At 72.7% G+C, this 25,188-nt stretch carries 24 protein-coding genes; 13 read left to right on the top strand and 11 right to left on the bottom strand.

Features of this window, described 5'->3' with window-relative positions; translation table 11 throughout:
- Positions 1 to 177: 177 nt before the first annotated feature.
- Together C4U44_RS13085 and C4U44_RS13080 are read left to right on the top strand one after the other, a co-directional pair.
- A complete protein-coding gene (locus tag C4U44_RS13085; protein ID WP_103885936.1) occupies positions 178 to 1,140 on the top strand; it encodes a pirin family protein in 963 nt (320 codons plus the stop codon).
- 372 nt (positions 1,141 to 1,512) lie between these two features.
- Positions 1,513 to 2,502, top strand: a complete 990-nt coding sequence (locus C4U44_RS13080; RefSeq protein ID WP_103885935.1) for an LAETG motif-containing sortase-dependent surface protein — start codon at positions 1,513 to 1,515, stop codon at positions 2,500 to 2,502.
- Between the two features lie 96 nt (positions 2,503 to 2,598).
- Here C4U44_RS13080 and sigJ read toward each other — a convergent pair whose 3' ends face one another.
- Positions 2,599 to 3,585 (bottom strand): RNA polymerase sigma factor SigJ, encoded by a 987-nt coding sequence (gene sigJ / locus C4U44_RS13075; protein WP_103885934.1) that lies wholly within the window; start codon positions 3,583 to 3,585, stop codon positions 2,599 to 2,601.
- A 277-nt stretch (positions 3,586 to 3,862) separates the two neighbouring features.
- Here sigJ and C4U44_RS13070 point away from each other — a divergent pair, with 277 nt between their 5' ends.
- Positions 3,863 to 5,323, top strand: a complete 1,461-nt coding sequence (locus C4U44_RS13070) for an MFS transporter (RefSeq protein ID WP_200823253.1) — start codon at positions 3,863 to 3,865, stop codon at positions 5,321 to 5,323.
- A gap of 86 nt (positions 5,324 to 5,409) precedes the next feature.
- On the top strand, positions 5,410 to 7,557 hold the full coding sequence (locus C4U44_RS13065; RefSeq protein WP_146088261.1) for a WD40 repeat domain-containing serine/threonine protein kinase: 2,148 nt from the start codon (positions 5,410 to 5,412) through the stop codon (positions 7,555 to 7,557).
- A 4-nt stretch (positions 7,558 to 7,561) separates the two neighbouring features.
- On the opposite strand, the gene C4U44_RS13060 is transcribed toward C4U44_RS13065, so the two are convergent.
- Complete coding sequence (locus tag C4U44_RS13060; RefSeq protein WP_103885931.1) at positions 7,562 to 8,407, bottom strand: LysR family transcriptional regulator; 846 nt, start codon at positions 8,405 to 8,407, stop codon at positions 7,562 to 7,564.
- A gap of 134 nt (positions 8,408 to 8,541) precedes the next feature.
- On the opposite strand from C4U44_RS13060, the gene C4U44_RS13055 reads away from it, so the two are divergent.
- The gene (locus C4U44_RS13055) at positions 8,542 to 9,267 is read left to right on the top strand and encodes an SDR family oxidoreductase (protein WP_103885930.1); all 726 of its coding nucleotides are present in this window, start codon (positions 8,542 to 8,544) and stop codon (positions 9,265 to 9,267) included.
- A 44-nt stretch (positions 9,268 to 9,311) separates the two neighbouring features.
- Here C4U44_RS13055 and C4U44_RS13050 read toward each other — a convergent pair whose 3' ends face one another.
- Positions 9,312 to 9,533 carry a DUF397 domain-containing protein gene (locus tag C4U44_RS13050; protein ID WP_103885929.1) on the bottom strand — a complete coding sequence of 74 codons (222 nt, stop codon included), beginning with the start codon at positions 9,531 to 9,533 and terminating at the stop codon, positions 9,312 to 9,314.
- On the bottom strand, positions 9,509 to 10,348 hold the full coding sequence (locus tag C4U44_RS13045; protein WP_103885928.1) for a helix-turn-helix domain-containing protein: 840 nt from the start codon (positions 10,346 to 10,348) through the stop codon (positions 9,509 to 9,511). Before C4U44_RS13045 ends, C4U44_RS13050 begins: the two co-directional genes overlap by 25 nt.
- 222 nt (positions 10,349 to 10,570) lie before the next feature.
- Between C4U44_RS13045 and C4U44_RS13040 the strand changes: the two genes are divergently transcribed.
- The 4 genes from C4U44_RS13040 to C4U44_RS13030 all read left to right on the top strand — a co-directional run bounded on the left by C4U44_RS13040 (position 10,571) and on the right by C4U44_RS13030 (position 12,062).
- Positions 10,571 to 10,768 carry a hypothetical protein gene (locus C4U44_RS13040; RefSeq protein WP_103885927.1) on the top strand — a complete coding sequence of 66 codons (198 nt, stop codon included), beginning with the start codon at positions 10,571 to 10,573 and terminating at the stop codon, positions 10,766 to 10,768.
- Positions 10,765 to 10,893: a hypothetical protein gene (locus C4U44_RS43235; protein WP_265737323.1), complete on the top strand. Its 129-nt coding sequence runs from the start codon at positions 10,765 to 10,767 to the stop codon at positions 10,891 to 10,893. The genes C4U44_RS13040 and C4U44_RS43235 overlap by 4 nt, the downstream gene beginning before the upstream one ends.
- A gap of 167 nt (positions 10,894 to 11,060) precedes the next feature.
- A complete protein-coding gene (locus C4U44_RS13035) occupies positions 11,061 to 11,465 on the top strand; it encodes a hypothetical protein (RefSeq protein WP_103885926.1) in 405 nt (134 codons plus the stop codon).
- A gap of 84 nt (positions 11,466 to 11,549) precedes the next feature.
- Positions 11,550 to 12,062 (top strand): DUF6907 domain-containing protein, encoded by a 513-nt coding sequence (locus tag C4U44_RS13030; RefSeq protein ID WP_103885925.1) that lies wholly within the window; start codon positions 11,550 to 11,552, stop codon positions 12,060 to 12,062.
- A gap of 78 nt (positions 12,063 to 12,140) precedes the next feature.
- Here C4U44_RS13030 and C4U44_RS13025 read toward each other — a convergent pair whose 3' ends face one another.
- Together C4U44_RS13025 and C4U44_RS13020 are read right to left on the bottom strand one after the other, a co-directional pair.
- A complete protein-coding gene (locus C4U44_RS13025; RefSeq protein ID WP_160145025.1) occupies positions 12,141 to 14,204 on the bottom strand; it encodes a PD40 domain-containing protein in 2,064 nt (687 codons plus the stop codon).
- A gap of 346 nt (positions 14,205 to 14,550) precedes the next feature.
- Entirely contained in the window at positions 14,551 to 15,120 is a 570-nt protein-coding gene (locus tag C4U44_RS13020; protein ID WP_103885923.1) for a TetR family transcriptional regulator, read from the bottom strand.
- A gap of 103 nt (positions 15,121 to 15,223) precedes the next feature.
- Between C4U44_RS13020 and C4U44_RS13015 the strand changes: the two genes are divergently transcribed.
- Both C4U44_RS13015 and C4U44_RS13010 read left to right on the top strand, forming a co-directional pair.
- Positions 15,224 to 16,117 (top strand): SDR family oxidoreductase, encoded by an 894-nt coding sequence (locus C4U44_RS13015; RefSeq protein WP_103885922.1) that lies wholly within the window; start codon positions 15,224 to 15,226, stop codon positions 16,115 to 16,117.
- 133 nt (positions 16,118 to 16,250) lie between these two features.
- Positions 16,251 to 17,417 (top strand): PP2C family protein-serine/threonine phosphatase, encoded by a 1,167-nt coding sequence (locus tag C4U44_RS13010; protein WP_103885921.1) that lies wholly within the window; start codon positions 16,251 to 16,253, stop codon positions 17,415 to 17,417.
- Between the two features lie 10 nt (positions 17,418 to 17,427).
- Here the strand turns inward: C4U44_RS13010 and C4U44_RS41110 are convergent, their stop codons facing one another.
- From C4U44_RS41110 to C4U44_RS12985, 5 genes are all read right to left on the bottom strand, one after another.
- The gene (locus tag C4U44_RS41110) at positions 17,428 to 17,937 is read right to left on the bottom strand and encodes a hypothetical protein (RefSeq protein WP_146088260.1); all 510 of its coding nucleotides are present in this window, start codon (positions 17,935 to 17,937) and stop codon (positions 17,428 to 17,430) included.
- A 93-nt stretch (positions 17,938 to 18,030) separates the two neighbouring features.
- Entirely contained in the window at positions 18,031 to 19,572 is a 1,542-nt protein-coding gene (locus C4U44_RS13000) for an FAD-dependent monooxygenase (protein ID WP_103885920.1), read from the bottom strand.
- A gap of 111 nt (positions 19,573 to 19,683) precedes the next feature.
- Positions 19,684 to 20,181, bottom strand: a complete 498-nt coding sequence (locus C4U44_RS12995; protein ID WP_146088259.1) for a hypothetical protein — start codon at positions 20,179 to 20,181, stop codon at positions 19,684 to 19,686.
- 70 nt (positions 20,182 to 20,251) lie between these two features.
- Positions 20,252 to 21,868, bottom strand: a complete 1,617-nt coding sequence (locus tag C4U44_RS12990; RefSeq protein WP_103885918.1) for an alpha/beta hydrolase — start codon at positions 21,866 to 21,868, stop codon at positions 20,252 to 20,254.
- A 37-nt stretch (positions 21,869 to 21,905) separates the two neighbouring features.
- Entirely contained in the window at positions 21,906 to 22,217 is a 312-nt protein-coding gene (locus C4U44_RS12985; RefSeq protein WP_146088258.1) for a hypothetical protein, read from the bottom strand.
- 329 nt (positions 22,218 to 22,546) lie between these two features.
- On the opposite strand from C4U44_RS12985, the gene C4U44_RS12980 reads away from it, so the two are divergent.
- Both C4U44_RS12980 and C4U44_RS12975 read left to right on the top strand, forming a co-directional pair.
- On the top strand, positions 22,547 to 23,929 hold the full coding sequence (locus C4U44_RS12980) for a dihydrolipoyl dehydrogenase family protein (protein ID WP_103885916.1): 1,383 nt from the start codon (positions 22,547 to 22,549) through the stop codon (positions 23,927 to 23,929).
- A gap of 197 nt (positions 23,930 to 24,126) precedes the next feature.
- The gene (locus tag C4U44_RS12975) at positions 24,127 to 25,167 is read left to right on the top strand and encodes an LLM class flavin-dependent oxidoreductase (RefSeq protein WP_103885915.1); all 1,041 of its coding nucleotides are present in this window, start codon (positions 24,127 to 24,129) and stop codon (positions 25,165 to 25,167) included.
- The last annotated feature ends 21 nt before the right edge of the window (positions 25,168 to 25,188 follow it).

Genomic DNA, 25,188 nt, shown 5'->3' with positions numbered 1-25,188 from the left:
TACCCAGGGGCGCGGGGAACTGCGCGCGCAACCCACCACCGACAGGTGGTCCCTCGACGGGCAGTACAAGCCGCCCCGGAGGGTCTGGGCACCCCCATCTCCGTGAGGGAATGGTGACGCCTTGCGATCTGTTCAGAGTTCAACTACTTTGGTTGTGAGCAACAGGAGGAGGCCGTCATGCCCGCAGTGACCGTTGAGAACCCGCTGAGCCTGCCCCGGGTGAGCGTGGGGGCGGAGAGCACCCCACGCCCCGCGCGAGCGGTGAGCACCGCGCCGAGCGGGCTGGAGGGCGAGGGCTTCCCGGTGCGCCGCGCCTTCGCGGGGATCGACTACCGGCACCTGGACCCGTTCATCATGATGGACCAGATGGGCGAGGTGGAGTACGCGGCGGGCGAGCCGAAGGGCACCCCGTGGCACCCGCACCGCGGCTTCGAGACCGTGACCTACATCATGGACGGCACCTTCGTGCACCAGGACAGCCACGGTGGCGGCGGCACCATCACCAACGGCGACACCCAGTGGATGACCGCCGGGTCCGGGCTGCTGCACATCGAGACGCCGCCGGAGTCGCTGGTGATGAGCGGCGGGCTCTTCCACGGCCTCCAGCTGTGGGTGAACCTCCCGAAGGCGGACAAGATGATGCCGCCGAAGTACCAGGACATCCGCGCGGGCGGGCTGAAGCTGCTCACCTCCGAGGACGGCGGCGCCCTCATCCGCCTCATCGCCGGCGACCTGGGCGGCCACAGCGGCCCCGGCTCGACGCACACCCCGATCACGATGATCCACCTCTCGGTGAACCCGGGCGCGACCGTCACCCTCCCGTGGCGCAAGGACTTCAACGCGCTCGCCTACGGGCTCGCCGGCCGCGGCTTCGCGGGCCCCGGGGAGCGGCCCTTCCAGATGGGCCAGGCGGTCGTCTTCGGCGAGGGCGACGCCGTCACCCTGCGCGCCCACGACAAGCAGGACTCCCGCAGCGCCAACTTCGAGGTCGTCCTGCTCGGCGGGCTGCCCATCCGCGAGCCGATGATGCAGTACGGCCCGTTCGTCATGAACACCCACGCCGAACTCGCCCAGGCCTTCGACGACTTCCAGGCCGGCCGGCTCGGCAGCATCCCGGCCGACTCCCCGCTCGGCCGCTGATCCCACGTTCCCGGCCCGAGGCGCGCACCACCGCCTCGGGCCGCTTCGTGCTGTCCGGGCCCTGACGCTGTTTCGTAGCGTCGGGGCCCTGTCGCCGCTCGCGGAGCCGTACCGTCCGCCCCAGCGGTTGTGTGATGCTCGGCACACGGAACGGGCCATTCCTCACTTCCTGTCCCTTTCCTGTGAGAAGGCTGTGGCGCGTGGGACGACCGCGCCGCCTGGGGGTGCGGAACGCCGTCCGGGCGACGGCGGTGCCGGGACGGCTCGGGATAGCATCGCCTCCCCCGCTCCGCCCCACGCGTAGTAGCGGACCCCTCACTTCTTCTCAGCATCCCGTCTGCATCCCTTGTGACCTGCCAGATTGAGGCACCCATGAAGCTTCGCCGTGCCGTGGTGTCGGTTGCCGCGACCGCCGCGCTCGCCCCCGTCGCCCTGTTCGCCGCGACGTCCGCGTCCGCCGCCGCGGGTGACACCCCTTCGCCGACGGCGTCGGCCACGTCGACCGTGACCACGACCCCGTCCGCGACGCCGACGACGGACGCGCCCACCGCCGCGCCGACGACGGACGCGCCCACGACGCCCGCCACTCCCACCACGTCGCCGGCGACCACTCCCGCGACGCCGACCACGGGCGCCACGACGCCGCCCGACGACGGCACCGCCTGTGACGACAGCTCGGACGAGCCGCAGGTCGACAAGAACCTGACCACCACGATCAGCGGCCTGCCGGGCAAGGTGGCCGCGGGCAGCGGCTGGCACCCCTTCGGCCTGGCGGTGAAGAACTCCTCGGCGAAGGACTACAAGCGCGTCGACTTCGCACTGTTCGCGGCCACCGTCTCGGCCAAGGACTGGAACGAGGACACCAGCCACCTCAAGGTCCAGTTCCAGAACCCGGACACCGGCAAGTGGGTCGCGATCTCGCTCGACGAGAACGACCCCGACGCCAACTACCTGGGCTACACCGAGGTCAAGGGCCACGACTCCTTCACCCTCAAGCTGCGGCTGAACGTCGACGCCAAGGCCCCCGCGGGCGAGGGCTACGTCTTCGGCGCGGGTGTCTACGCCGACGACCAGGGCCAGTGCGCGATCTCGGGTGGCGACAACTTCTACACCTTCGACGTCCTCGCGGCCGGGTCGGCGAGCGGTGGCGGCGCGGTGCCCACCACCGGTGGCGAGAAGCCGCTTCCGGCCAAGCCCGCCGGTGACACCGAGCTGGCCACCGGCAACCTCGCCGAGACCGGAAGCTCCTCGGCGCTGCCGACCATCGCGGGCGTCGGCGGGGCGGTCGTCGTCCTCGGCGCGGGCGCGGTCTTCCTGGTCCGCCGCCGCAAGACGGGCACGCCCGGCGGCCTGGCCGGCTGACCGGTCCAGCATCCGCGGCGGCCGTAGGCCGTTCGCACAGAAGGGGGGTCGCCCGGCCGGGCGACCCCCCTTCTCCGTTCTCGGGTGCCCCGGCGCTCAGACGACGTGGGTGAGCTTCGCGGGGTTGGCGACGATGTAGATCCCGCACACCTGGTCGCTGCCCGGGAGGAGGTCGAGGACGAGGACGGCCCGGGTGGTGCCGCCGTCGCACATGAGGACCGACGGGTCGCCGTTGACGCTCCGGTACACGATGTCCAGGCCGCTGCCGAAGCGGCGCGCGTTCCTCACGAGCGTGCGGACGACCTCGTCCCGGCCGTGCAACGTCCGCAGCCCTGCGGCCGGGTGGCCCTTGCCGCCGCCGTCGCCCCACAGGGTCACCTCGGGTGCGAGGACTTCCAGGAGGGCGTCCACGTCGCCGCCGAGGGTGGCCGCGAGGAACCGTTCGGTCACCTGCTGCCGGACGGCCGGATCGGGTTCGTAGCGGGGGCGCCGGGCGTCGACGTGGGCGCGGGCGCGGTGGGCGAGCTGGCGGACCGCCGACGGGGAGCGGTCGAGGATGCCGGCGATCTCGGTGTGGGTGTAGCCGAACACCTCGTGCAGGACGAACACCCCCCGCTCCAGCGGAGAGAGGGTCTCCAGCACCACCAGCAGCGCCATCGACACCGACTCGGCGTGCAGCACCGCGTCGGCGGCGTCGCCGGTACCGGTGGAGGCCGGCGCCTGCACGCGCGGGGTGGCGAGCGGTTCGGGCAGCCATGGCCCGACGTACGTCTCGCGGCGGCGGCTGAGGGCGGCCTGGTGGTCGATGGCCCGGTTCGCCGCGATCCGCACCAGGTAGGAGCGGGGGTTCCTGATCGCCTCCGAGCCGGCCGCCCGGCTGCGTGCCGCCCAGGCCAGCCAGGTCTCCTGCAGCACGTCCTCGGTGTCGGCGACGGTGCCGAGCATGTTGTAGACGACGGAGAAGAGCAGGTCGCGATGCGCGGTGAAGCTCTCCGTCGGGGTCTGCGTCGCGGTCTGCGTCGCCAGGTCCGGCGCGGTCTCCGTCGCGGTCGGCGCCGGGTCGTCTGACGGGAGTGGGGACATCTTCGGACCTCTCGTCGCGGGCGTGTTCCGAAGGGAGAGCCGCCCGGAACCCGGGGATGTGACAGCTCACCGCCCGTTGTGGTCCACGTCACACCGGCTGCCGGTCCTCCGGAGGGCGGCCATGTCACACTCCGCCCCGCCGTACCCGTCGTATGGGCGCTCGTATCCGTTCGACAGGGCAGTTCGACAGGGCAAGGAGAAGAACGTGGCAGTTCACAGTGCGGCGACCGCGACCACCGGAGAGGCCGGCGGCGTGCGGGGGGATCCCCGCCGGTGGATGGTCCTCGGCGTCATCTGCGTCGCGCAGTTGATGGTCGTCCTCGACACGACGGTGATGAACCTGGCGCTGCCCAGCGCGCAACGGGACCTGGGGTTCAGCAACGCGGACCGGCAGTGGATCGTGACCGCCTATCTGCTGGCTTTCGGCAGCCTGCTGCTGTTCTGCGGGCGGCTGGTCGACATCATCGGCCGCAAGGAGACCTTCCTCACCGGGCTGGTCGGCTTCGCCGCCGCCTCCGCGGTCGGCGGCGCCTCGGTCAACTTCGAGATGCTGGCGGCGTCGCGGGCCTGCCAGGGCATCTTCGGCGCGTTGCTGGCGCCCGCCACCCTGGCGCTGCTGACCACGACGTTCACCGATCCCGCCGAACGCGGCAAGGCGTTCGGCGCCTTCAGCACGATCGCGGCCGCCGGGGGCGGCCTGGGGCTCATCATCGGCGGCGCGCTGACCTCCACGCTGTCCTGGCGGTGGTGCATGTACGTCAACCTGGTCTTCGCCGGGCTCGCGGTGGTCGGGGGCGCACTGCTGATGTCCCGGCCGCCCAAGAGGCCCGCCGCCCGCCTGGACCTGCCGGGCGTGGTGACGGTGTCGGCCGGGATGTTCTGCCTGGTCTACGGCTTCTCCAACGCCTCCTCGCACCGCTGGGGCACGCCCTCGACCTGGGGCTTCCTGATCGCCGGCGCCGTGCTGCTGATCGTCTTCGCGGTCCGGCAGGGCCGCGCCGCGCAGCCCCTGCTGCCGCCGCGCATCGTCCTGGACCGCAACCGCGGCGGCGCGTACCTCACCATGCTGCTCGTCGGGGCGGCGATGTACGGCATCTTCCTGTTCGTCATCTACTACATGCAAGGCACCCTGGGGTACTCGGCGTTGAGGTCCGGGGTCGGCCTGCTCCCGATGGTGGGGACCGTCGCGGTGGCGGCCGCGGTCGGCAACATCCGGCTGATGCCTCGGGTCGGCCCCAAGCCGCTCGTCGCCGTCGGCATGCTGCTCGGCGCGGGCGGCATGTCCTGGCTGACCAGGATCCACGTGGACTCCGGGTACGCGTCCGCCCTGCTCGGCCCGCTCATGGTGGCCGGCGTGGGGATGGGGCTCATCTTCTCCTCGACGCTGCGCACCGGCACGTCCGGTGTGGCGCCGCACGACGCGGGGATCGCCTCGGCGAGCATCCAGACCGGGCAGCAGGTCGGCGGCGCGATCGGCCTCGCGCTCCTCAACTCCCTTGCCACCAACGCCACGACCCACTACGTGGCGCACCACGCGCAGGGCCGGCCGACGCCGGCGCTGATCCACCTGGCGACCATCCACGGCTACACCACCGTGTTCTGGTGGTGCGCCGGCGTCTTCGCCGGGGGCGCCGTCCTCTGCGGGGCGCTGCTGCGCCGTGGCCCGATCCCGGTACCCGCGGAGCCCGTGGACGCCGCCGGGAGTCCCGCGGAACCGGTCGGGACGGCGCGGTCCTGACGCCTGCAGGCTCGGGTGCAACGGAATCGGCACAAGCGGCAGCCGGTGGTTGAGCAGGGTGACGCGCCCTCAATACCGTGGCGGGTGTGACGGCGAATCAGGGGGACGTGGTGGCGGGCCGCTACCGCTTGGTCGAGTTGGTGGGCCGCGGCGGGATGGGGCGGGTCTGGCGCGGTCGGGACGAGGCGCTGGAGAGGGACGTCGCGGTCAAGGAGATCCTGCCGCCGCAGGGGACTTCGGCCGCTGAACAGGACGTTCTGGTGCAGCGGTTCCGCCGGGAGGCGAGGATCGCGGCGAACCTGCGCCACCCCGGGATCGTGGGGGTCCACGACATCGTGGATCACGACGGCGCCCCGATGATCGTGATGGAGTACGTCGCGGGCCGCTCGCTGCGTGCCGTGCTCGACGAGCGGGGGCCGCTGCCGGTGCCGGAGGCGGCACGGATCGGGGCGGCCGTGCTGGACGCCCTGGTGCACGCGCACGCGGCGGGAATCGTGCACCGGGACGTCAAGCCGGACAACATCCTGCTGACCGCGGAGCGCACCGCCCTCACGGACTTCGGCGTCGCCCGCCTGGCGGAGGGCGGTACGACCCTGACGGTGTCCGGCTCGTTGATCGGCACCCCGCTCTACATGTCCCCCGAGCAGTTGGAGGGCAAGGAGGTCACGGCAGCGTCGGACCTGTGGTCGCTCGGGGCGACGCTGTACACCGCTGTGGAGGGCCGGGTGCCGTTCACCGGTGAGACGCTCACCAACCTCTGCGTGGCGATCCTGCTCCAGCCGCCGCGGCCGGTGGAGCGGGCCGCGGAGTCCGCGCCCTTGCTGGAGGCGCTGCTGGAGAAGGTACCGGCCGAGCGTCCCGACGCCGAGTGGGTCGCGCGGTTTCTCGACCGGCTCGCAGGACCGGCAGGACCGGCGGGACCTGCGGCCCGCACCGAACCGACGCTCGCGTTCGGGGACAAGGGCCCCGGCCGCGGTGGACCCGTTCACGACGGCGCCACCCGGTACGGACCGGGCGGGGAGGACCGGGTCACCGGCGACCCGCGACCCGGCGGAGAGGGGGCGGGGCCGCCGCACCCGGCGGACACCACCGGCCGTGCGCCCTCCCGCCGTGCCCTCATCACCGCCGGTGTCGGCGCCGTCGTCGCGGCCGGTGTCGGCATCCCGCTCGCCGTGCGGAACTTCGGCGGGGGCAAAGGCGGGGGTGGCAGCCCGTCCGGTGGAGGCGCGGGTACCGTCCGGACCAAGGCCCGGACGAAGGCCACCCTCACGCTTCGCTCGACCCTCGACGACGGCACCGCCAAGGGCCTGTTCGGCATCGCGTTCAGTCCCGACGGCACCACCCTCGCCGCCGCGCAGGGCATCGGCGACGTCACCGTCTGGGACACCCGCAGCGGCAAGCGCTCCGGGACCCTCGGCACCACCCGGCACTCCACCGCACCCGGCACCGAGTCGGTCAACTCGGTGGCGTTCGCCGCGAACGGCAAGAGGCTCGCCTCCGGAAACGGCGACGGCACCGTCGAGCTCTGGGACATGGCCTCGCGCACGGAGGCCGGGGCGGTCGACGCCCACACCGACGACCGCGTGTGGACGGGCTTCCTCAACGTCGTCGCCCTCAGCCCGGACGGGAAGCTGATGGCGACCAGCTACGACTCCGCGGTGTTCTCGCTCTGGGACCTCACCTCCTACCAGCGGATTGGTACGTTCGGGCAGGGCGACTGGTGGAACCAGGCCATGGCGTTCAGTCCGGACGGCCGCACCCTCGTCGTCGGCTCCGGGGACGGTCAGAGCACCGCCACCAGCGACCACGGGACCGTCGACCTGTGGGACGTGCGCAGCCGCAGCAAGGTCAGGTCGCTCGCCACCACCAACTGCAACCTGAACTCGGTCGCCTTCAGCCCCGACGGCCGCACCCTCGCCGTCGCCACCGGGAAGGGCACCGTTCAGCTCTGGGACGCCGTCACCCATGCGGCTGGAGAGATGCTCATCAACAAGGGGAGCACGGCGAGTGCCGTCGCCTTCAGCCCCGACGGCACCCTGCTGGCCACCGGCAACTTCGACGGCACGATCACCCTCTGGTCCACCGCCACCCGGCGCATCCTCGCCACCGCCGACACCGGCGCGGTCGGCAACAGCTACCGCTACGGCCCTCCCGGCGCCTCCGTCGCCTTCAGTTCCGACGGCAGGACCCTGGCCGGCGGCGGCGCCCACCTCACCTTGTGGACCCTCACCTGACGTCCTAGAGGCGGGTGGCCGCCCGGACGAGGCCGGCGACGGCGAGGGAGCGGCTTTGCGGCGGCCACGCGATGAGCGTCGTCACCGAGGGCGCGTCGACCAGCGGCACGGTGACGAGGTCGTCCCGGAGCTGGGCCCGGGACGACTCCGGCAGGATGGCCGCGGCCCGGCCGAGCGCGATGAGTTGGAGCAACTGCGTGTTGTCGCGGACCACCGGTCCCGGGCCGTCGGAGTGGCTCCCGTCGTGGCGCGGCCAGCGCGGCAGCGGCAGACCGGGCAGCTCGGCGATGTCGGCGACCCGCAGCCGGGACCGCCCGGTGAAGGGGTGCCCTGCGGGCAGCACGACGACCTGCCCCTCGGTGGACAGCTCCTCGGTGTCCAGCCCGGTCGTGGAGTCGAACGGCCGGTGCAGCAGGGCGACATCGGCCCGCCCGTCACGCAGCCACCGCTCCTGCTCGCCGGGCCCGCACAACTGCACGTCGACGGCGACCGCGTCGGGCTCGGCGGCGTACGCGGCGAGCAGCTTCGCCAGCAACTCGCCGGACGCGCCCGCCTTCGTCACCAGGACCACCCCGGGCCGGCCGCTCGCGGCGGCGGCACGACGGGTGCGGCGGTCGGCGGCGTCGACCGCGTCGAGGGCCGCCCGGCCCTCCCGCAGCAGCACCGATCCGGCCTCGGTCAGCGCGACGCCCCGGCTGGTACGGTCCAGCAGCGCCGCCCCCATCCGCCGTTCGAGCTGCTGGATCGCCCGCGACAGCGGAGGCTGCGCGATGCCCAGCCGCTCCGCCGCGCGCCCGAAATGCAGTTCCTCGGCGACCGCGACGAAGTACCGCAACTCCCGCGTCTCCATGCTGCCAAGGTACCCGACGGCGCCCCGCCGACTCCCGTTCTTACGTCGATGAGCTGCGCCGATACCCCAGCGGTATCGCTGCCCACCCAGACGGTGTTGGCTTCCCGCCGGGTGCGCCCAGCAGGCTGGAGGACATGAGCGGACAGACGATCGCGCTGGTCACCGGCGCGAACAAGGGAATCGGATACGAGATCGCGGTGGGCCTCGGCGCCCTCGGCTGGAGCGTCGGCGTCGGTGCCAGGAACGACGAGCTCCGGGAGGCCGCCGTCCAGAAGCTGCGGGCAGCCGGCGCCGACGCGTTCGGCGTCCCGATCGACGTGACCGACGACGCCAGCGTGGCGGCCGCGGCGCGACTGCTGGAGGAGCGGTCCGGCCGGCTCGACGTCCTCGTCAACAACGCCGCCGTGACCGGCGGGATGGCGCAGACGCCCACCACCGCGGACCTCGCCGCGGTGCGGACCGCCGTGGACACGAACGTCATCGGCGTCATCCGCGTCACCAACGCGCTGCTCACGCTGTTGCGGCGCTCGGCCTCGCCGCGGATCGTGAACATGTCCAGCAGCGTCGGCTCGCTCTCCCGGCAGACCGCCCCCGGCGGCGAGACGGGCCCGATCTCCCTGGCCTACGCACCCTCGAAGACGTTCCTGAACGCCGTCACGGTCCAGTACGCCAAGGAGCTGCACGACACGAACATCCTGATCAACGCCGGCTGCCCGGGATACTGCGCGACCGACCTCAACGGCTTCCGCGGCGTCCGCACCCCGGAGCAGGGCGCGGCGATCGCGATCCGGCTCGCCACCCTCCCCGACGACGGCCCCACCGGCGGCTTCTTCGACGACGAGGGCGTGGTGCCCTGGTAGCACCCGCAGCAGCGAACCCGGCGGCGCCTCCGGCTCCGCCGGGTTCAGGCTGTCGGGAACTCGTCCGCGCGGACGGCGCCGACGAAGGTGGTCCATGCGTCGGCGGTGAAGGTCAGGGCGGGGCCCTGGGGGTCCTTGGAGTCGCGGACCGGGACGATCCCGGGGTAGCCGTCGGCGACCTCAACGCAGCTGTTCGGGTCCGAGCCGTTGCTGTACGACGACTTCCGCCAGGCGGCGGCGCTCAGATCGACGGGGGTGTGAGGCATGAGGTGTGGTCCTCCAATGAGCGGCGTAGTAGATCAAGGGACTCAGAGGGTGACAGGGCCGAGTCTCGTAGTCGATCGTAGGACAAGCGCAGTTGCTCCACGTCCTCGAATTCCTCGATGAGTTGGCCGCTCCAGCTGCTCTCGACGTACGCGACGGTCTGCCCGGTCGGCAGCCACAGGAGCTTCATCGAACTGGGCAGCAGACGATAGAGACCCGCCCGAAACGGTACGACCTGCAGGGCGATGTTCGGTTGCTGGGCCGCCTCGATGAGCTTCTCCAGTTGCCCGGTCCACACCTCCGGATCCAACGTGGGGCGCTTCAGCACCGACTCGTCGATGAGAGCGCGGTAGGCGATCACCTTCTTACCGGTGAGGATGTCCTGCCGTTTGATGCGTGCCACCACCCCCGCGGCTTGTTCCTCGACGCTCGCCGTTTCGGCCGCGCGTAGCTGGTCCTCGGCGTAGCCGCTTGTCTGCAACAGGCCGGGCACCGTACTCACGCAGAATTCCTGGATGCTCGTTGCCACGGCCTCCACTTCCTCGAAGTTCCCGTACCGGTCCCGCTTGGCCTCCTCCTTCGCGAGTTTCCACAGGTCGGCGATGTGCGTACCGGTGCCGTACACCTGGTCCAGGGACTGCGCCGCTTCCAGCGTGCCCAGCCTGCTGCCCGTCTCCAGGCGGTGCAGGTACGACTGCTCGTAGTTGCACAGCTTGGCCAGCTCCACGAGGCTGATCCCGAGCAGCCTGCGTTGGCGAGCGAGCTCTTTCGCAAACACCACGCGAGCTGAGATAGTGCCGTCATCCGTGCTGTTCATCACAAAACAGAGCTCCCATACGTTGACCTGACGCCGAGTCAAGTTGCGTACTGCGCGACCAATAGTGTCGATGGACCGCGTAGTACGCACCCCCTGTCGTCCGCGCGCAGCGCGCTGTGTAGCCACCTTGCTGCGTCAATGGCTCACCTCTGCCGATCGTAGGACGCACCGGGCATCCTTGTTCACGGAACGTCAGGAATCGATCACGGAGAGACCGGTCACATGGTGTACCCGGAAGGCACTTGGGTGGTGGACACGATGACGGGGGACCTCGGCGAGGTGCTGCGGCAGGGCGGTGGGCTGCTGGCTTTGCAACGGCCCGGGCGGGGCGGTTCGTGGTCGGCGGACCCGGGGACGGTGCGGCGTGCGACCGATTCCGAACTCCGCGCGGTCGCGGGCGTGGACGGGGCGGGACGGTGATCCGGAAGTGGGGTCTGGTGCTGCTCATGGGCTGGGCCGGGATCCTCGTCGTCGTCGGGCTCGCGGCGTTGTGCGGGCTGGAGATCGGGCTCGCGATCGCCGGTGACCCGGGGTACGGGCCGTAGGAGTACGGCCCCTTCGATCGCCCGCTCCGGCCATGCCGAGTCCCGGCAAGGTCCCCGTCTTTTCACCCCCGGGCGGGGTGGGACTCACGGTTTGGTCGCCCTTGGCCGGAGCGGGTCTTTTTTCCATCGGTACGCAGCGGGACGTAGGACGTGAGGAGTTGGGGGCCATGCCTGTTCGGCGCGGGGAGCGTTTCATCTGTGGCCGGCGGATCCTGGTGCCGGAGGCGCTGGTGGGCACGGTGCTGGGCCTGGCGGCGGCGGACGAGGTGTTCGGCTACACCCGCGAGGACATGTTCGCGACCCTGGTGTGCACGATCGAGGTGCACCGGGGGCCCGTTCACTACGGCGCGGTGCTCAATTTGCGCGGGCCGGAGGCCGGGACGCTGTGGGCGTTGTGGCGGGACGGGGCGGAGCCGAGCGCGGTGATCGAGATCCCGGACTGCCCGGCCGGGCGTGAAGTCGACGAGCCCTGCAGCGAGTTCGAGGGCCATCCCGGCGGCCACAGCTGGGAGCTCTCGGACCCACCCCGCATCGCCACCACCTTCCCGTTCCCGCTCCGAACGTGGATGTAGCCCCGCGCGGCGCGCCCCGCCCCGCCCCGAAGTGATCGCCACCGACCACCGTTGACCGTTGTCCGCAGAGAAGGACCACCTCGCATGATCGGATTCCCCCCTGTTCCGACCGGGTCGCCGGCCCCGCCCGGGCTCCCGCGCCGATGGACCCTCTCGGCTGCCGACGGGCACACCCTGAGCGGCTACCTGCCCCCGTGGGCCGGTGACGATCCCAGCGAACACAACGTGCCCGTCGGGGAGTTGGCCGACCGGCTGGCCGACATCCACCACTGTGCGCGCTTCCCCGGCCAGACCGCCGCCGTCTACACCGCGGCGGACCGCACGGGACGGCCCTGCGAGCAGGAGATCCTCTCCTGCACCCTCGACTGCACCCCCTACGCGGAGCCGCCCGAGCCGCGCGTCCCGGTGGTCAACCTCCATCTCTGCGAGGAGAGTTGGATCACCGACCTGGACCCCGACGGGCTGCTCCGCGTCGCCGACCTGCTGCGTGCCCAGGCGGACCGCCTCGACCGCGTGGTGCGCCCGGCTCTCTTAGCTGCCCGCAATGACTGGTCCGCGCAGGGTGCCCCGGGGCCCGGCGGCCCCGGCCGGCCCTGAGCCGCGGTCGCTCGCGGGCCCGGAAACGCCGGTGGGCCCGGCCGATGCGGCCGGGCCCACCAGGGTGTGCGGAGGGGTTCAGCGGGTGCGGTCGTTCTTCGGGGTCAGGTGCGCCCCGGGGGTGTCCACGATCAGCGACGGACGGCCGGAGGCGGGTGCCTCGGCGGCCGGCCCGTGGATCGTCGGCAGCGACTTCGCGAGGCTCCTGGCCGACGGGGTGGCGCTGGCCGCCGGAAGCACGCCGCCGGCCCACCACATGGTGGACAGCTGGGTGCTGCTGATCCCGATCGCGTTGCCGAGGGCGGTGCGCTGGGCGACGGAGTACTGGGCGTTGCCGCCGAAGGTCACCACCTCCTGGACGCTCGCGGACTCCTTGGTGAGGTAGCCGGCGGTCGTCGTGGACAGCGAGGCGGCGGTGGACCACAGGGCCGGACCGTAGATCGCCGTCACCGCGTTGCCGACCACCGAGTTCGACCAGACCGAACTCTCGTCGACGGTCGCGACGTTGGGCCCGGCCCACCAGAAGTTCGCCAGGTTGACCGCGGTCTGCTCGTACGAACTGCCGCTGATGTCGTAGAACTCCCACTGCTGGGCCAGCGGCGTGTTCTCCATCGCCGTACGCGCGTTGGCGCCCACCGTCACCAGCCCGGTGGTCGCCGGGTTCAGCGAGTTCAGGTAGGTCTTGACGGCGGTGGGAATGGTCGTGCCCTTGACCAGCAGCACCACGCCGAGGCCCTTGTAGCCGAGCGAGCCCGCGGCCGTCGCGGCCGACACCGGGTCGTGGTAGTCCATCCCGTCGGCGACGAACACCCAGTCGGGCTTCTTGGTGATCTGGGTGGCGACGCGCGCCGAGACCGACGCCAGGTCCGCGCCGTCCATCCGCAGCGCGGTGTAGCCGAGCGCGGTGATCTGGGAGGACACCTTCGCGCTCAACTGCGTGGTGTTGCCGTCCAGGTAGACGGTGCTGCCCTTGGGAAGGGTGCGCTTGAGCTCGGCGGTGACGGTGGCGTCCAGCGAACCGCTGGACGTCATCAGCACCGGGCCCTGCTTCTCCGCGGCCAGCGCGATCGCCGGGGTCGCGTAGGTGGCGTTGGCCTTGTTGACCAGGACCGCCGAGTGCGCGGTGATCAGGCCGGGCTCGTGGGCCGCGCCGGTGGCGTCGAAGGTGAACCGCGAGGCGGCCTGGTCGATGGTGATGCCGCCGGTGCCGTACACCCGGTCCAGGGTGTTGCTCCGGACCGGCTGCCAGGCCGGCTTGCTGCCGTCGGTGCTGAAGGTGGTGCTGGTGCCGTCGGACAGGTCCAGGATCTTCGTCGAGGCGGTGCCGGCCGACGCGTCGGTGACGCCGTAGGCGATCCGGCCGCCGGCCGGGTCCCAGGACGGGTCGGTGTGGTCCACCGCGTCGGAGGTGACCTGCTTGGCGCCGGTGCCGTCGGCCGCGGCGGTGAAGATCTGGCGGTTGCCGTCGACGACCCGGGTGAAGGCCAGCTGGCTGCCGTCCGCGGAGAACGCCGGGTCGGCGCCGTCGGTGACGATTCGCTGCACGGTGTCCGCGGACGGGTCAAGCGTCCAGATGTCGGAGCCGGACGCGCCGCAGGTGGAGCGTTCGAAGGCGAGCGCCCCGAGGATGCTGGCGCTGGGGTGGGAGTCGCAGGTCCCGGCCGGCTGCTGGTTGCCGCCGGTCAGCAGCGGCTGCTGCCCGAACGACGCGTCGGACGGCCCGTAGTAGAGCTGGGTGCCGTTGCTGGTGACGATGTCGCTGCCGTCGAGCCAGAAGGTCGCGTCGGTGTACTGCGTGCCGGACGCGCTCTGCGGCCACTCGGTGGTGACGTGCGAGGCGTCGCCGACCAGGCGGGTGCTGGTGAGCCGGGTCGGGTCCTGTCCGCCGGCGACCAGCCGGCTGCCGTCCGGTGCCCAGTTGGCCGAGAGCCGGCCGGTGTTGGGAAGATGCGGCACGACGGCGGAGTTGCCGCCGTCGGCATCGGCGGTGGTGACGCCGGTGGCGTTGACCACCGAGATCTGGCCGGTCTTCGCGCTGATCGTCAGCGCCCCGGCCTGCGGCGCGGTCGCGCCGAGGACACCGGCCGCCAGCGAGGCGGCCGAAGCGAGCGTCGCCAGTCTGCGGCGCGAGCGAGCATCCAAGAAGAACCCCCCAAAGACGCGATGCGGCAAGGCATCGAGTTGGTGTGTGCGCCGACAGGTCCGACCCGTACCCCGGTATCCCCCCGGTGGTCCCCCGCGACGGTCGGCCGTGTCCCGGGTGGGTGCGCGCGGGACGCGCGTCGCCACAGCCGGGGGAGCCCCTGTCGGCCTGAGGGACCCTATGAGGCGCAAGAGCCCTTGTCCGGAGCTGTCGTCGAACCCCTGATGAACATCAGCCCACCAATCGGCCACGAAATCATGGGAGTCGGTGGCAGGCGGGTCGTGATCGGCCGTGGATCAGGGAGCGTTGGGCCGCCGTGCCCCGCGACGGCGGCCGGGGGAGCGGCTACTCTCCCGCGGCCACGGACCGGAGTTCGGCGAGGGATCCCTTGATCACCGCGGCGAGGTCGCGGGTCTCGCCGTCGCCGACCCAGCGCTCGAAGGCGACCTTGAAGACGGCCGTGCCCGCCTCGGCGGCAAGGCTCGCGGCAGGCTCTGACACCCCGCGTCCGCGCAGGGTGTCCGCGAGAGCCGAGGAGAGCGATGCGAGCTTGATCAGCTCGCGCTCCCGGAGGTCCTGGTGCGCGGTGATGATCGCCTGGCGGCGCCGCGCGAAGTCGCGGAGGTCGGAGAAGATCCCGGTGGCCGCGGCGTCGAGGCCGGCCGCGACCGCGTCGATCGGGGCGGTGCCCTCGGGGGCGTCCCGGACGGTGCCGACGACCAGGTCCTCCAGGACGTGCGAACCGCCGAACAGCACTTCGCGCTTGTCCGCGTAGTGCCGGAAGAAGGTCCGCTCGGTCAGCCCGGCCCGCTTGGCGATCTCCGCCACGGTGGTCTGCTCGAACCCGCGCTCGGCGTACAGCTCCATCGCCGCCTGTCCGAGCCGCCCGCGTGCGTCCGGTTCCCATCGCCCCATGCCCCCGATCGTACGCGACCGGAAAGCGTGATGGCAGTGACTGACATCGGGTGCTACGGTTGATGTCAGTAACTGACATCGCCTTTGTCGAGGAGTCCTTCCCATGCGTGTTTTCGTCACCGGCGCCTCCGGCTACATCGGTTCCGCCGTCGTACCCGAGCTCATCGGCGCAGGCCACGAGGTCGTCGGGCTGGCCCGCTCCGACGCCTCCGCCGAGGCACTGGCCGCCGCGGGGGCGCAGGTCCGGCGCGGCTCCCTCGACGACCTCGAGAGCCTGCGGGCCGGCGCGGCCGAGTCCGACGGGGTCGTCCACCTCGCCTTCATCCACGACTTCAGCGCGTTCGAGAAGTCCGTGGCCGCCGACCGGAACGCCATCGAGACGATCGGCGCCGCGCTGGAGGGTTCCGGGCGCCCGCTGGTCATCGCCTCCGGCACCCTCGCGATTCCGGCTCCCGGGGGGACAGCCCCGGCAGAGGGAGACGGGCCCGCCTCCGCCGCGGGCCCCCGCGCCGTCAACGCGCGGATCGCGCTGGGCCTCGCCGAGCGCGGCGTGCGTGCGTCCGCCGTGGGGCTGCCGCCCACCGTGCACGGCGAGGGCGACAAGGCATTCGTGACGCGGCTGATCGCCACCGCCCGCGAGAAGGGCGTCTCCGGCTACATCGGGGACGGCTCCCAGCGCTGGGGCGCGGTGCACCGCCTCGACGCCGCCCGCCTCTTCCGGCTCGCGGTCGAGAAGGCCCCGGCCGGGACCCCGCTGCAGGGACAGGCCGAGGAAGGGGTGCCCACGCGGGAGATCGCCGAGGTGATCGGCCGCAGGCTCGACGTCCCGGTCGTGTCCGTCCCGGCCGAGGACGCGGTCGCGCACTTCGGCTGGATCGGGAACATCTTCGGGCTCGACGTCAGCGCGTCGAACGCGGCGACCCGGGAACTGCTGGGCTGGGAGCCGAGCGAGCCCGGCCTGCTCGACGACCTGGAGCAGGGGCACTACTTCGCCTGACCGGCGCTGCGCCGGCGTGGCCGGGGACCGCGCGGCGATGCGCGTCCGATGTGCCACCGGTCACCTGGGCAGCCCGCTCCGGCGGGGCGGCTGCCCAGGTGACTGGTGGCGCGTTCGGGCGGAGACTGGGGGAATGGAAGGTCGGCGCTGGTCGGTGGACCGCCTCCTGCAGGAGCCCTCGGGCCGTAGCTGGCTGGTGGCGATCCCTTTCGTGCTGATCGCGGCGATCACCGCGATCGACGTCCAGGTCCCGGACGACGTCCACCTCGGCCCGCTGCTCGTGATCGCGCCCGCCCTCACCGCCTCGCTGGCCGGCCCGCGGCTGACCGCGGTGGCGGGCTCGGTGGCCGTGGCGGCCCAGGTGTTCATCGCGGCCTTCCACGGCGGGCTCGGCACGTCGAACCACGTGGCGCAGATCATCGCGCTGGCGGTGCTGTCCGTGCTGGTCGTCCTGGTGAGCGTCGCCCGGGACCGGCGCAACCGCGAGCTGGACCGGGCGCGTTCGGTGGCCGAGACCGCCCAGCGGGTCCTGCTGCGGCCTCCGCCCCGCCGGATCGGGCCGCAACGGGTGGCCTGGCTGTACCTGGCCGCCGAGGACGAGGCACAGATCGGCGGCGACCTCTTCGCGACGACCCGGGCCGCCCACCCCTCCACCCGCGTGATCATCGGTGACGTGCGGGGCCACGGCCTGGACTCCATCGGCGAGGCCTCGCTCGTGCTGGGGGCCTTCCGCGAGGGGGCGCATCGGCACACCGCCCTGCCCGACCTCGTGATCGCCCTGGAGGACAGCGTCAGCCGGAACATGGAGGAGGTCGCCGACACCCGGCTGGATCCCGGCGAGCACTTCATCACCGCGCTCATCCTCGACCTCCCCGACGACGGCGCGCGGGCGGAGATGATCAACTGCGGCCATCCGCCGCCGCTCCTGCTCCATGGCGACCGCGTCACGGCGCTCTACGCCCGCCGGACCTCGCCCCCGCTCGGCGTCTGCGGTCCGGACCCGCTCGCCGTCGGAACCCTGCACACCGAGCCGTTCTCCTTCGAGCCCGGCGACATGCTCGTCCTCTACACCGACGGCGTCGTCGAGGCGCGTTCACCGGAGGGTGCGTTCTACCCCCTCGCCGAGCGGGTCGCGGCGCTGCCCGCGTCCAGCCCGGACACGCTGCTGCGCCACCTCCACCGCGACCTGCTCACGCACACCGGCGGGCCGCCGACCGACGACGCCGCTCTCCTCGTCATCGAGCGCGCTCCTTCCACCCGCACTCCCTCGGGCCGCGCGCGGCGGCGTGAGGGGGCGTGAGGGGAGTCGGTCACGGTGCGGGGGTCTCCGGTGCGGGGGCTTCCGGTGCGGGTGCAGGTGCCGGTTGGGCGGGGGCCGGTTGTGCGGGTACCGCGGCGGAGGTGGTGGGTTGAGCCGGTGCCGTCGGAGCGGGTGCGGCTTGAGCGGGCGCGGGCGCGGGTGCGGCCGGGGCCGGCGGTACGGCCGGAACGGGCGCGGGCACCTTCGCGGTGACCTGGGTGCGGGTCCACATCGCGAGGACCGCGGAGGCCAGGCTCATCACGGTGGACTGCTGGTCGGCCGACCAGTGCAGGCCGAAGCCGATCGCCAGCGACATGCCCGCCTGGATGAGGCCGAGCACGGCCGCGTTGACGCCGTCGTGGACGCTGAGCGCGATCAGGAGGCCGACGACCGCGGCGGCGAAGGCGTTGACGACCGCCTGCTGCTTGTCGCCGAGGTCCAGCCCGAAGGCGGTGCTGAGCTTGATCACGACGGCGAGGAGGGAGAGCCAGAGCGCGGGCTCCCGGCCGAATATCTTCATGTGCCGTTCCGTTCGGATGAGGTGAGGTACCGGCCCGGGGGGGGAAGTGCGGGCCGCGTCCTCCTACCCTCCCGTGGTGCGCCTGATACCTGGTCAGGCGAGGTACCCGTCGGGGCGTACGACGAAGGCCGGCGGCAGCGGAGCGGCGTCCGCTCCCGACTCGGAATGTGCGGCGGACGGGACGGCCGGACGTGCGGTGACGGTGGCGAGGCGGTCGCCCCAGCCCGCGATGGCGGGTGCGTCGTCGGAGAGCCGGACCAGGACCGGGCGGGCGGACCGCAGCGCCGCGTCGATCCCCGCGCGTCCCTCGCCGATCAGCGCCCGCACCCGCGGGTACCACCGCCCGTATCCGACGTCGCTGCCCGCCAGCAGTGCGGCGAGGTGCGCGCGGGCGGCTCGGCCCGGGTCGCCGTCGAGGAGTTCGGCGAGCAGTTCGCGGGTCGCGGAGATGCCCTCGCCCGGGCGCATCAGGGCCATCTGCGCGCGGGTGTGCATCAGTACGCGGCGGCTGACCGGCGCGCGCTCGGCCTCGTAGCTGTCGAGCAGGCCGGGCGGCGCCCAGCCGCGTACCTGGGCGGCAAGCTTCCAGCCGAGGTTGAGGGCGTCCTGGAGGCCCAGGTTGAGCCCCGGGCCGCCGACCGCGGAGTGCACGTGGGCGGCATCGCCGAGCAGCAGCACCCGGCCGGCGCGATACGTCTGCGCCTGGCGGGAGTTGACCCCGTCGGTCCGGCGCAGCGGGTGCGGACCCGGGCCCTCCGGCGGGCTCATCGGCAGGTCCGTGCCGAGCACGCGCCGCACGCTCGCCCGCAGCGCGTCGAAGCTCATGGGCCCGCCCGGCGCGCCCGGCGGGCGGTCCCATTCGAAGGTGGCGACCACGTGGACACCCGAACCCGGGGGCATCTCGGCGAAGGTGAACACGCCTGCGGGCAGCCGGTTGTGGGCGTACGGGCGCAGCGGACCCCGCGCAACGGGGCTGTCCGGCAACCTGAGTTCGCCGGTTCCGGGTGCCAGCAGCGAGTCCGGGAGCACGACGTGGGCCGCGCACGAGGAGAAGCTGTCGTCCGTGTCGCCCGGGAAGGCGATGCCCGCGGCCTTGCGCACGCTGCTGTGCCCGCCGTCGGCCCCCACCAGCCAGCGGGTGCGCAGCGCGTACGTCCTGCCGTCCGGGTCCCGGACCTCCACGGTGACCGCGTCCGCGTCCTGGGCCAGCGCGACCAGTTCGTGCCCGCGCCGGATCTCCGTGCCCAGCCGCTCCGCCCGCGCCTCCAGCACCTCCTCGATCCGGGCCTGCGGGACGGGCAGGGTGTGCATCGGGTTCTCCGGCAGCGTCCCCAACTCCAGCGCGATCCCGCTGAACTGGTAGTACGGCAGCGGTGCCGGCGGGCCGCCGCGCCCGGCCAGCTCCCCGTACAGCCCCCGCAGGTCGAGCGCCTCGACCACTCGCCCGACCAGCCCGTTCGCCTTCGCGGCGGCCGAGCGTCCGCCCAGCCGCTCCAGCAGCACCGGGCGTACCCCTGCGAGCCCCAGTTCCCCGGCCAGCAGCAGCCCGTTCGGGCCGCCCCCGACGATCACCACGTCCGCCATGTCACTCGTGCTGGTGCCGGTGCCGGTGCCGATTCCGGTGTCCTCACGCATGCCACTGCCCCCCTCGCCCGGCCGGGTGCCGGTGATGTCAGTCTGGACTGACAACGCTGAGGATGTCAATCCAAACTGACAGACGGGGCGGTTTGCGGTGGCGGCTGCGGCTCACGCCTTCTTCTTCGGGTCGTGGCTCACCCCCACACAACCGGAGTCGACGCTGAGGAACATGGACTTCTTGTCGCTGTTCACGCCGACCGCCACCCAGTACGTCGCGTGCGGCTCGGTGGCGCCGACCCGTGCCGTCCCCGGGTCCGGCAGGTCGAGCCGGTAGCCCTGCTCGACGAAGTGGGCCCTGGCCGCGGTCATGACGTCCTCCGACCGCTCCTGGGGGACATCGAGCGTGACGACGTAGCGGTACTCGAAGCGGTGCGTGCCGGGTGTCTCGGTCGAGCACTGCTGCCAGGTGCCGCCGGTGACCGAGGTGCCCGCGGACCCGGCGGCCGGGCGGATCGCGTCCAGCGTCTGCCGGGTGAGGGTGCGGGCCTTCTTCTCCACCGAGGAGGGTGAGGTGCCGCCGTGGTCCATGGATCCTCCGCAGCCCGCCGCCGCCCACGCCAGGACGGCGGTGGCCACGGCGCTCGTGATGTGCCTGGTCCTGCGCATGCTTCCCCTCGCCGGAACTCGCCGGAACTCGCCGGAACTCGCCGGACCTCCCCGGAACCCGCCGCGGACCTCACGTGAAGAAGTCGGTGACGGCGCGGACGGCGTTCTCGCCGCTGTCCGCCAGGTCGCTGCCGATGTCCTCGATCTCGTGCCCGGCGCTGTCGAGGTCCCCGGTGAGGAGGTCCGTGACGGTGCCGGCGACATCGTTCTCGGCCTGCCCGAAGGAGTGCAGCGCGTCACCGGAGTCCTCGATCGGCGCGCCCCAGTAGCCTCCCACGCGGTGGCCGAGGTTCTGGAGGGCCGGGCCGAGGAGGTTCGGGATCCCGAGGACCGGGTCCACCTGGTCCGCGAGGTTCGGCAGGACGCCGGTCCTGTCCTCCTGCGGCATCGCGGTCACCCGGTCCGGCCGGCCGATCACGATGTCCGTCATGTTCGTGAGCGACGGGCCCGGGTCCCAGTACTCGCTGTGCGCGTGCGTGACGCCGCTGCCCTCGCCGGAGTCGAAGGTGCGGCCGCCGAAGGAGGAGGACGTGGGGTCGTTGCCGAAGCGGTCGGAGTGGTCGTCGAGCCATTTCAGCGGGTCCAGCGTGGCGGAGACCTCCGGCACCGGGTCGAACTTGGCCTTGCTCGCCCAGACATGGCCCGGGTCGAGCCCCAGTTGCGAGGCCCTGTCGACGGTCACCCCGGGCGACCCGACGAAGACCGCGTCGTCGGCCTTCATCCCGGCGTGGGCGAAGGCGTCACCGACGACCGTGGTGCCGTAGCTGTGCCCGATCACCGTGACGTGGTCGGCCCCGGTGTGTTGCGGGGCAAGGGAGTTGACGAACGCCGCCAGTTTCGGGGCGCCGGCGTCGGCGAAGCTCTGGGACGCCGGGCCGGGGAAGCTCCAGCCCGGCGCGTCGTAGCCGAGCCAGTAGATCGACGCGGTGGTGCCCGCGGCCCCGGTGTCGTTCGCCGACGCGTAGAGCGTCAGCGCCCGGTTCAGGTCGCCCGACGCCTTCGCCAGCGCCGATCCGGTGCCGGGCACGTACACGGCCGTGTTGGCGGCGGTGTCCGGGTTGCCGTAGGAGACCGCGACGTGGCCGTTGCCGAGGGCGTCGTAGCCCAGCAGGAACATGTCCGAGCGGTGGGTCCGGTCGGCCGGGTCGGTCAGGTGGGCCCACAGGTCCTTCAACTCCTGCGGGCACCCCGGCTTCTCCACGTCGGCCTTCAGCCGCAGCCGGTTCAGCCGGTCCGCCACGTCGGCGGGTAACCCCTGGAAGGCCGTGACGTCGTCCGGCGCCGCGTCGGCGTACGCCTGGAGGAACTCCGGGTCGTCCAGGTGCGCGCGCAGGTCGCTCGTCACCAGGGCGACCGACGCCCGGTCCCCGGCCGCCACGGCCTGCTCGTACAGGGCGTGGTCGGCGGCACCGAGGGAGAACGGCTCAGCTATGTGCGCCAGGGTGTCGTTCGGGTGGGCCCTGTTCGCCGCCACGGCCAGCGCGTGGCGCCTGCGCAGGTCGGGCAACTGGTCACGGGTCCACGCGGCGATCGCGTCGAGCTTCCGCAGTCCCGACGTGTCCAGGCCGTACCTGCCGAACTCGGCCGTCAGCGACCGGCAGGCACCGGCCAGGGTGTTCGCGCCGGTGTCCATCTTCTGTATGGCGCCGTTCAGCGCGGCGGGATCTATCGCGGAGATCTTCCCCATGTCCCTGGTTCCCCCCGGGAGCCGTCGTCGGGCCGGACTACCGGTCGTGCTGCTGCTCGCGCCGCATCTGCCGGGCCTGGTCCTCGGTGACCTGGAGCGGCTCCGCGCGCAGCGCGTTCTCGACCGTGGTGCGCAGCCCGTCGGTAAGGGTGTGGATGCTGCGGCTGCGTCCGGTGATGTCGGACGCGAAGGTGTCCGCCGCCGCGGTGCCGGTCCACACCGTGCCGCCGCCGAAGTCCGACGCCGGCCTGTCGAGGGCCGGGCGCATCGTCTCCAGTGTCGTATCCATGCTGGTCAGCAGGGACTGCAGCCAGGCACGCCGCGGGTTGTCGACCATCCGACCGGACACCGCGCCTCCCTTCCCCCGGTGATCGGGTGCTCACGCTAGCGCCGGGACCGGAAAAGTTCAGCGCTTCGCGCCGCCCGGCACGGCACCTGTCCCCCTGCCTCCGGCGGGAGGCGCCCCCTTCGTCGTCGGAACCGCCCGCATGCGGCGCCCCCCGCGCGTGCCTACGCTGGCCGGAGAAGGAGGGCGGGCCCTCCCGCGGGCTCGTCCGCGGACGAGGAAGTGGGGCCAGCCATGCCGGACCGTCTCCCGGGCGGAGCCGCCGCCCGCACCGCGACCCGGGAGCACCGGGTGACCACCGACGAGGTGCCGGTTCGCGCCGGTGAGCCGGCGTGGTAGCCGGGGGCACGAGCCGCGACTACGACGTGATCGTGGTCGGCGCGGGATCCCCCGGCGAGCACTGCGCCGGCTACCTCGCCGACGGCGGCCTGCGCGTCGCCGTGGTGGAACCCGAACTGGTCGGCGGGGAGTGCTCGTACTATGCGTGCATCCCGTCCAAGACGCTGCTGCGGCCCGGCGAGGCGGTGCAGGGCGCCCGGGACGCCGCGGCGACCGCCGAGGTGGACGTCGAAGAGGCCCTGGCCTGGCGGGACTTCATGGTGTCGGACTACTCCGATGCCGGGGCGGAGCGCTGGCTGGCCGACAACGGCATCGACCTGCTGCGCGGCGCCGGACGGCTGGCCGGACCGGGCGTGGTGGAGGTGGCCGGCACCCGCCACAGCGCCGACCACGTGGTGATCGCCACCGGGGCGTCGCCGTTCGTGCCGCCGGTGCCGGGCCTGCGCGAGCTGGACGGCGTGTGGACCAACCGCGAGGTGACCGGCATGAAGGCGGTCCCGCGGCGGCTGCTGGTCCTGGGCAACGGACCGGTCGGCGTGGAGATGGCACAGGCCGTCCGCCGGCTCGGCGGCGAGGTGGTGCTCACCGCGGGCGACCACCGCGTCCTGCCGCGCGAGCCCGCTCCGCTGGGCGACGCGCTCGGCGCGGTGCTGCGCCGCGACGGGATCGAACTCGTCCTCGGCGCACGGTCGGTGGCCGCCCGGCGGGACGGCGGGGACGGCGGGGACGGTGGCGATTACGTCCTGACCCTCGACGACGGCCGGGAGCTGCGCGGCGACAAGCTGCTCGTCGCCACCGGACGCCGCCCGCGGGTCGACGGCATCGGGCTGGAGTCGGTCGGCGTGCGCGCGACCGAGCGCGGCATCCCGGTCGACGAGCGGCTGCGCGCCGCCGACGGGCTGTGGGTGGTCGGTGACGCCACCGGCCTGTGGATGCTCACCCATGTCGGCAAGTACCAGGGCGAGATCGTCGCGGCCAACATCCTCGGCGAGCCCCGCGTGGCCGACTACACGGCCGTGCCGCGCGTGGTCTACACCGACCCGCAGGCGGCGTCGGTGGGCGCGGTCGAGGCGGAGTTCCGCGCGACCGTCCCGATCGCGGGAGTCGCCAAGACCGCCGCCTACACCCGCGCCTACGCCGAGTCCCACGGGTTCCTCACGCTGCTGAGCGACGGCCGCTTCGTCACCGGCGCCTACGCGCTGGGCCCGGAGGCGGGGGAGTGGCTCCAGCAGGCGACGCTGGCCATCCGCGCCCGGGTGCCGCTGGACGTGCTGCGCGACACCATCCAGCCGTTCCCCACCTTCTCGGAGATCTACGTCGCCGCGCTCAAGGACCTGCACGAGCAGGTCGCGAAGAGCGCGCGCGGAACCGCCTGACGCGGCGGCCCCGCCACTCGCCAGGAGAGGCCAGAACCGGAATCGGCCATCTACTTGACACATCAAGCATGAGTTATGCTTGACGCGTCAAGTAGATGTCCGCCGGGTGAAGCCGAGGACCGGCGGCCCCGCAGCCGCCCGCGGTCCGGGCGCGAAGGCGAACCGAACCCCCCTCAGCAGACAAGCGAGACCGCGCCATGACCGACTTCCCCCTCGTCCTCGGCCTGGACACGTTCGGCGACCGGACCGCCGACACCGACGGCCGGCCGCTGTCGCACGCCCGGACGCTTCGCGACGTGATCGAGGAAGGCGTCCTCGCCGACCAGGTCGGCGTCGACTTCTTCGGCATCGGCGAGCACCACACCGACGCCTTCCCGATGCCCGCCGGCGACGTCGTGCTCGCCGCCATCGCGGCCCGCACCGAGCGGATCCGGCTCGGCTCGGCGGTCACCGTGCTCAGCTCCGACGACCCGATCCGGGTCTTCCAGCGCTACTCCACGCTCGACGCCGTCTCGGGCGGCCGCGCCGAGGTGATCCTCGGCCGGGGGTCGAGCGTCGACTCCTTCCCGCTGTTCGGCTTCGACCTCGCCGACTACGAGGTGCTCTTCGAGGAGAAGGCGCAGCTGTTCGCCGAGATCCTCAAGGGCGGCCCGGTCACCTGGAAGGGCCGGACCCGGCCGCGGCTCGTCGAGCAGGACATCGTCCCCCACCTGGAGAACGGCCCCTTCCCCGCGTGGCTCGGCGTCGGCGGCAGCCCCCAGTCGGTGGTCCGGGCCGCCACGCACGGCTACGCGCTCATGCTGGCGATCATCGGCGGGCCCGCCGCGCGCTTCGTGCCGTTCTCCCGGCTGTTCCGCGAGGCGCTGGAGCAGCTCGGCCAGGCCCCCCGGCCGATCGGCGTGCACTCCCCCGGCCACGTGGCCGCCACCGACGAGCAGGCCCGCGAGGAGTTCTGGCCGCACTTCCTGGCGATGATGCGCCGGATGAGCCGGGAGCGCGGCTTCGCGACGCCCACCGAGGAGTCCTTCCTGCGGGAGACGGGCCCCGACGGCGCCCTCTACGTGGGTTCGCCGGAGACCGTCGCGCGCAAGATCGCCGCGAACCTGCGGCTGCTGGACGCCAGCCGCTTCGACCTCAAGTACGCCATGGGCGGCCTCTCGCACGACAAGCTCATGACCGCCATCGAGCTCTACGGCACGCAGGTCGTCCCCCGGGTCCGCGCGGAACTGGCCGGCTGACCGGCGGGCCCGGCCGGGGGA

It is taken from the genome of Actinacidiphila yanglinensis (genome assembly GCF_900107965.1).
Taxonomy (GTDB): domain Bacteria; phylum Actinomycetota; class Actinomycetes; order Streptomycetales; family Streptomycetaceae; genus Actinacidiphila; species Actinacidiphila yanglinensis.
The sequence above is the reverse complement of the archived record's forward strand: the minus strand, read 5'-3'. Positions and strand labels throughout refer to the sequence as shown.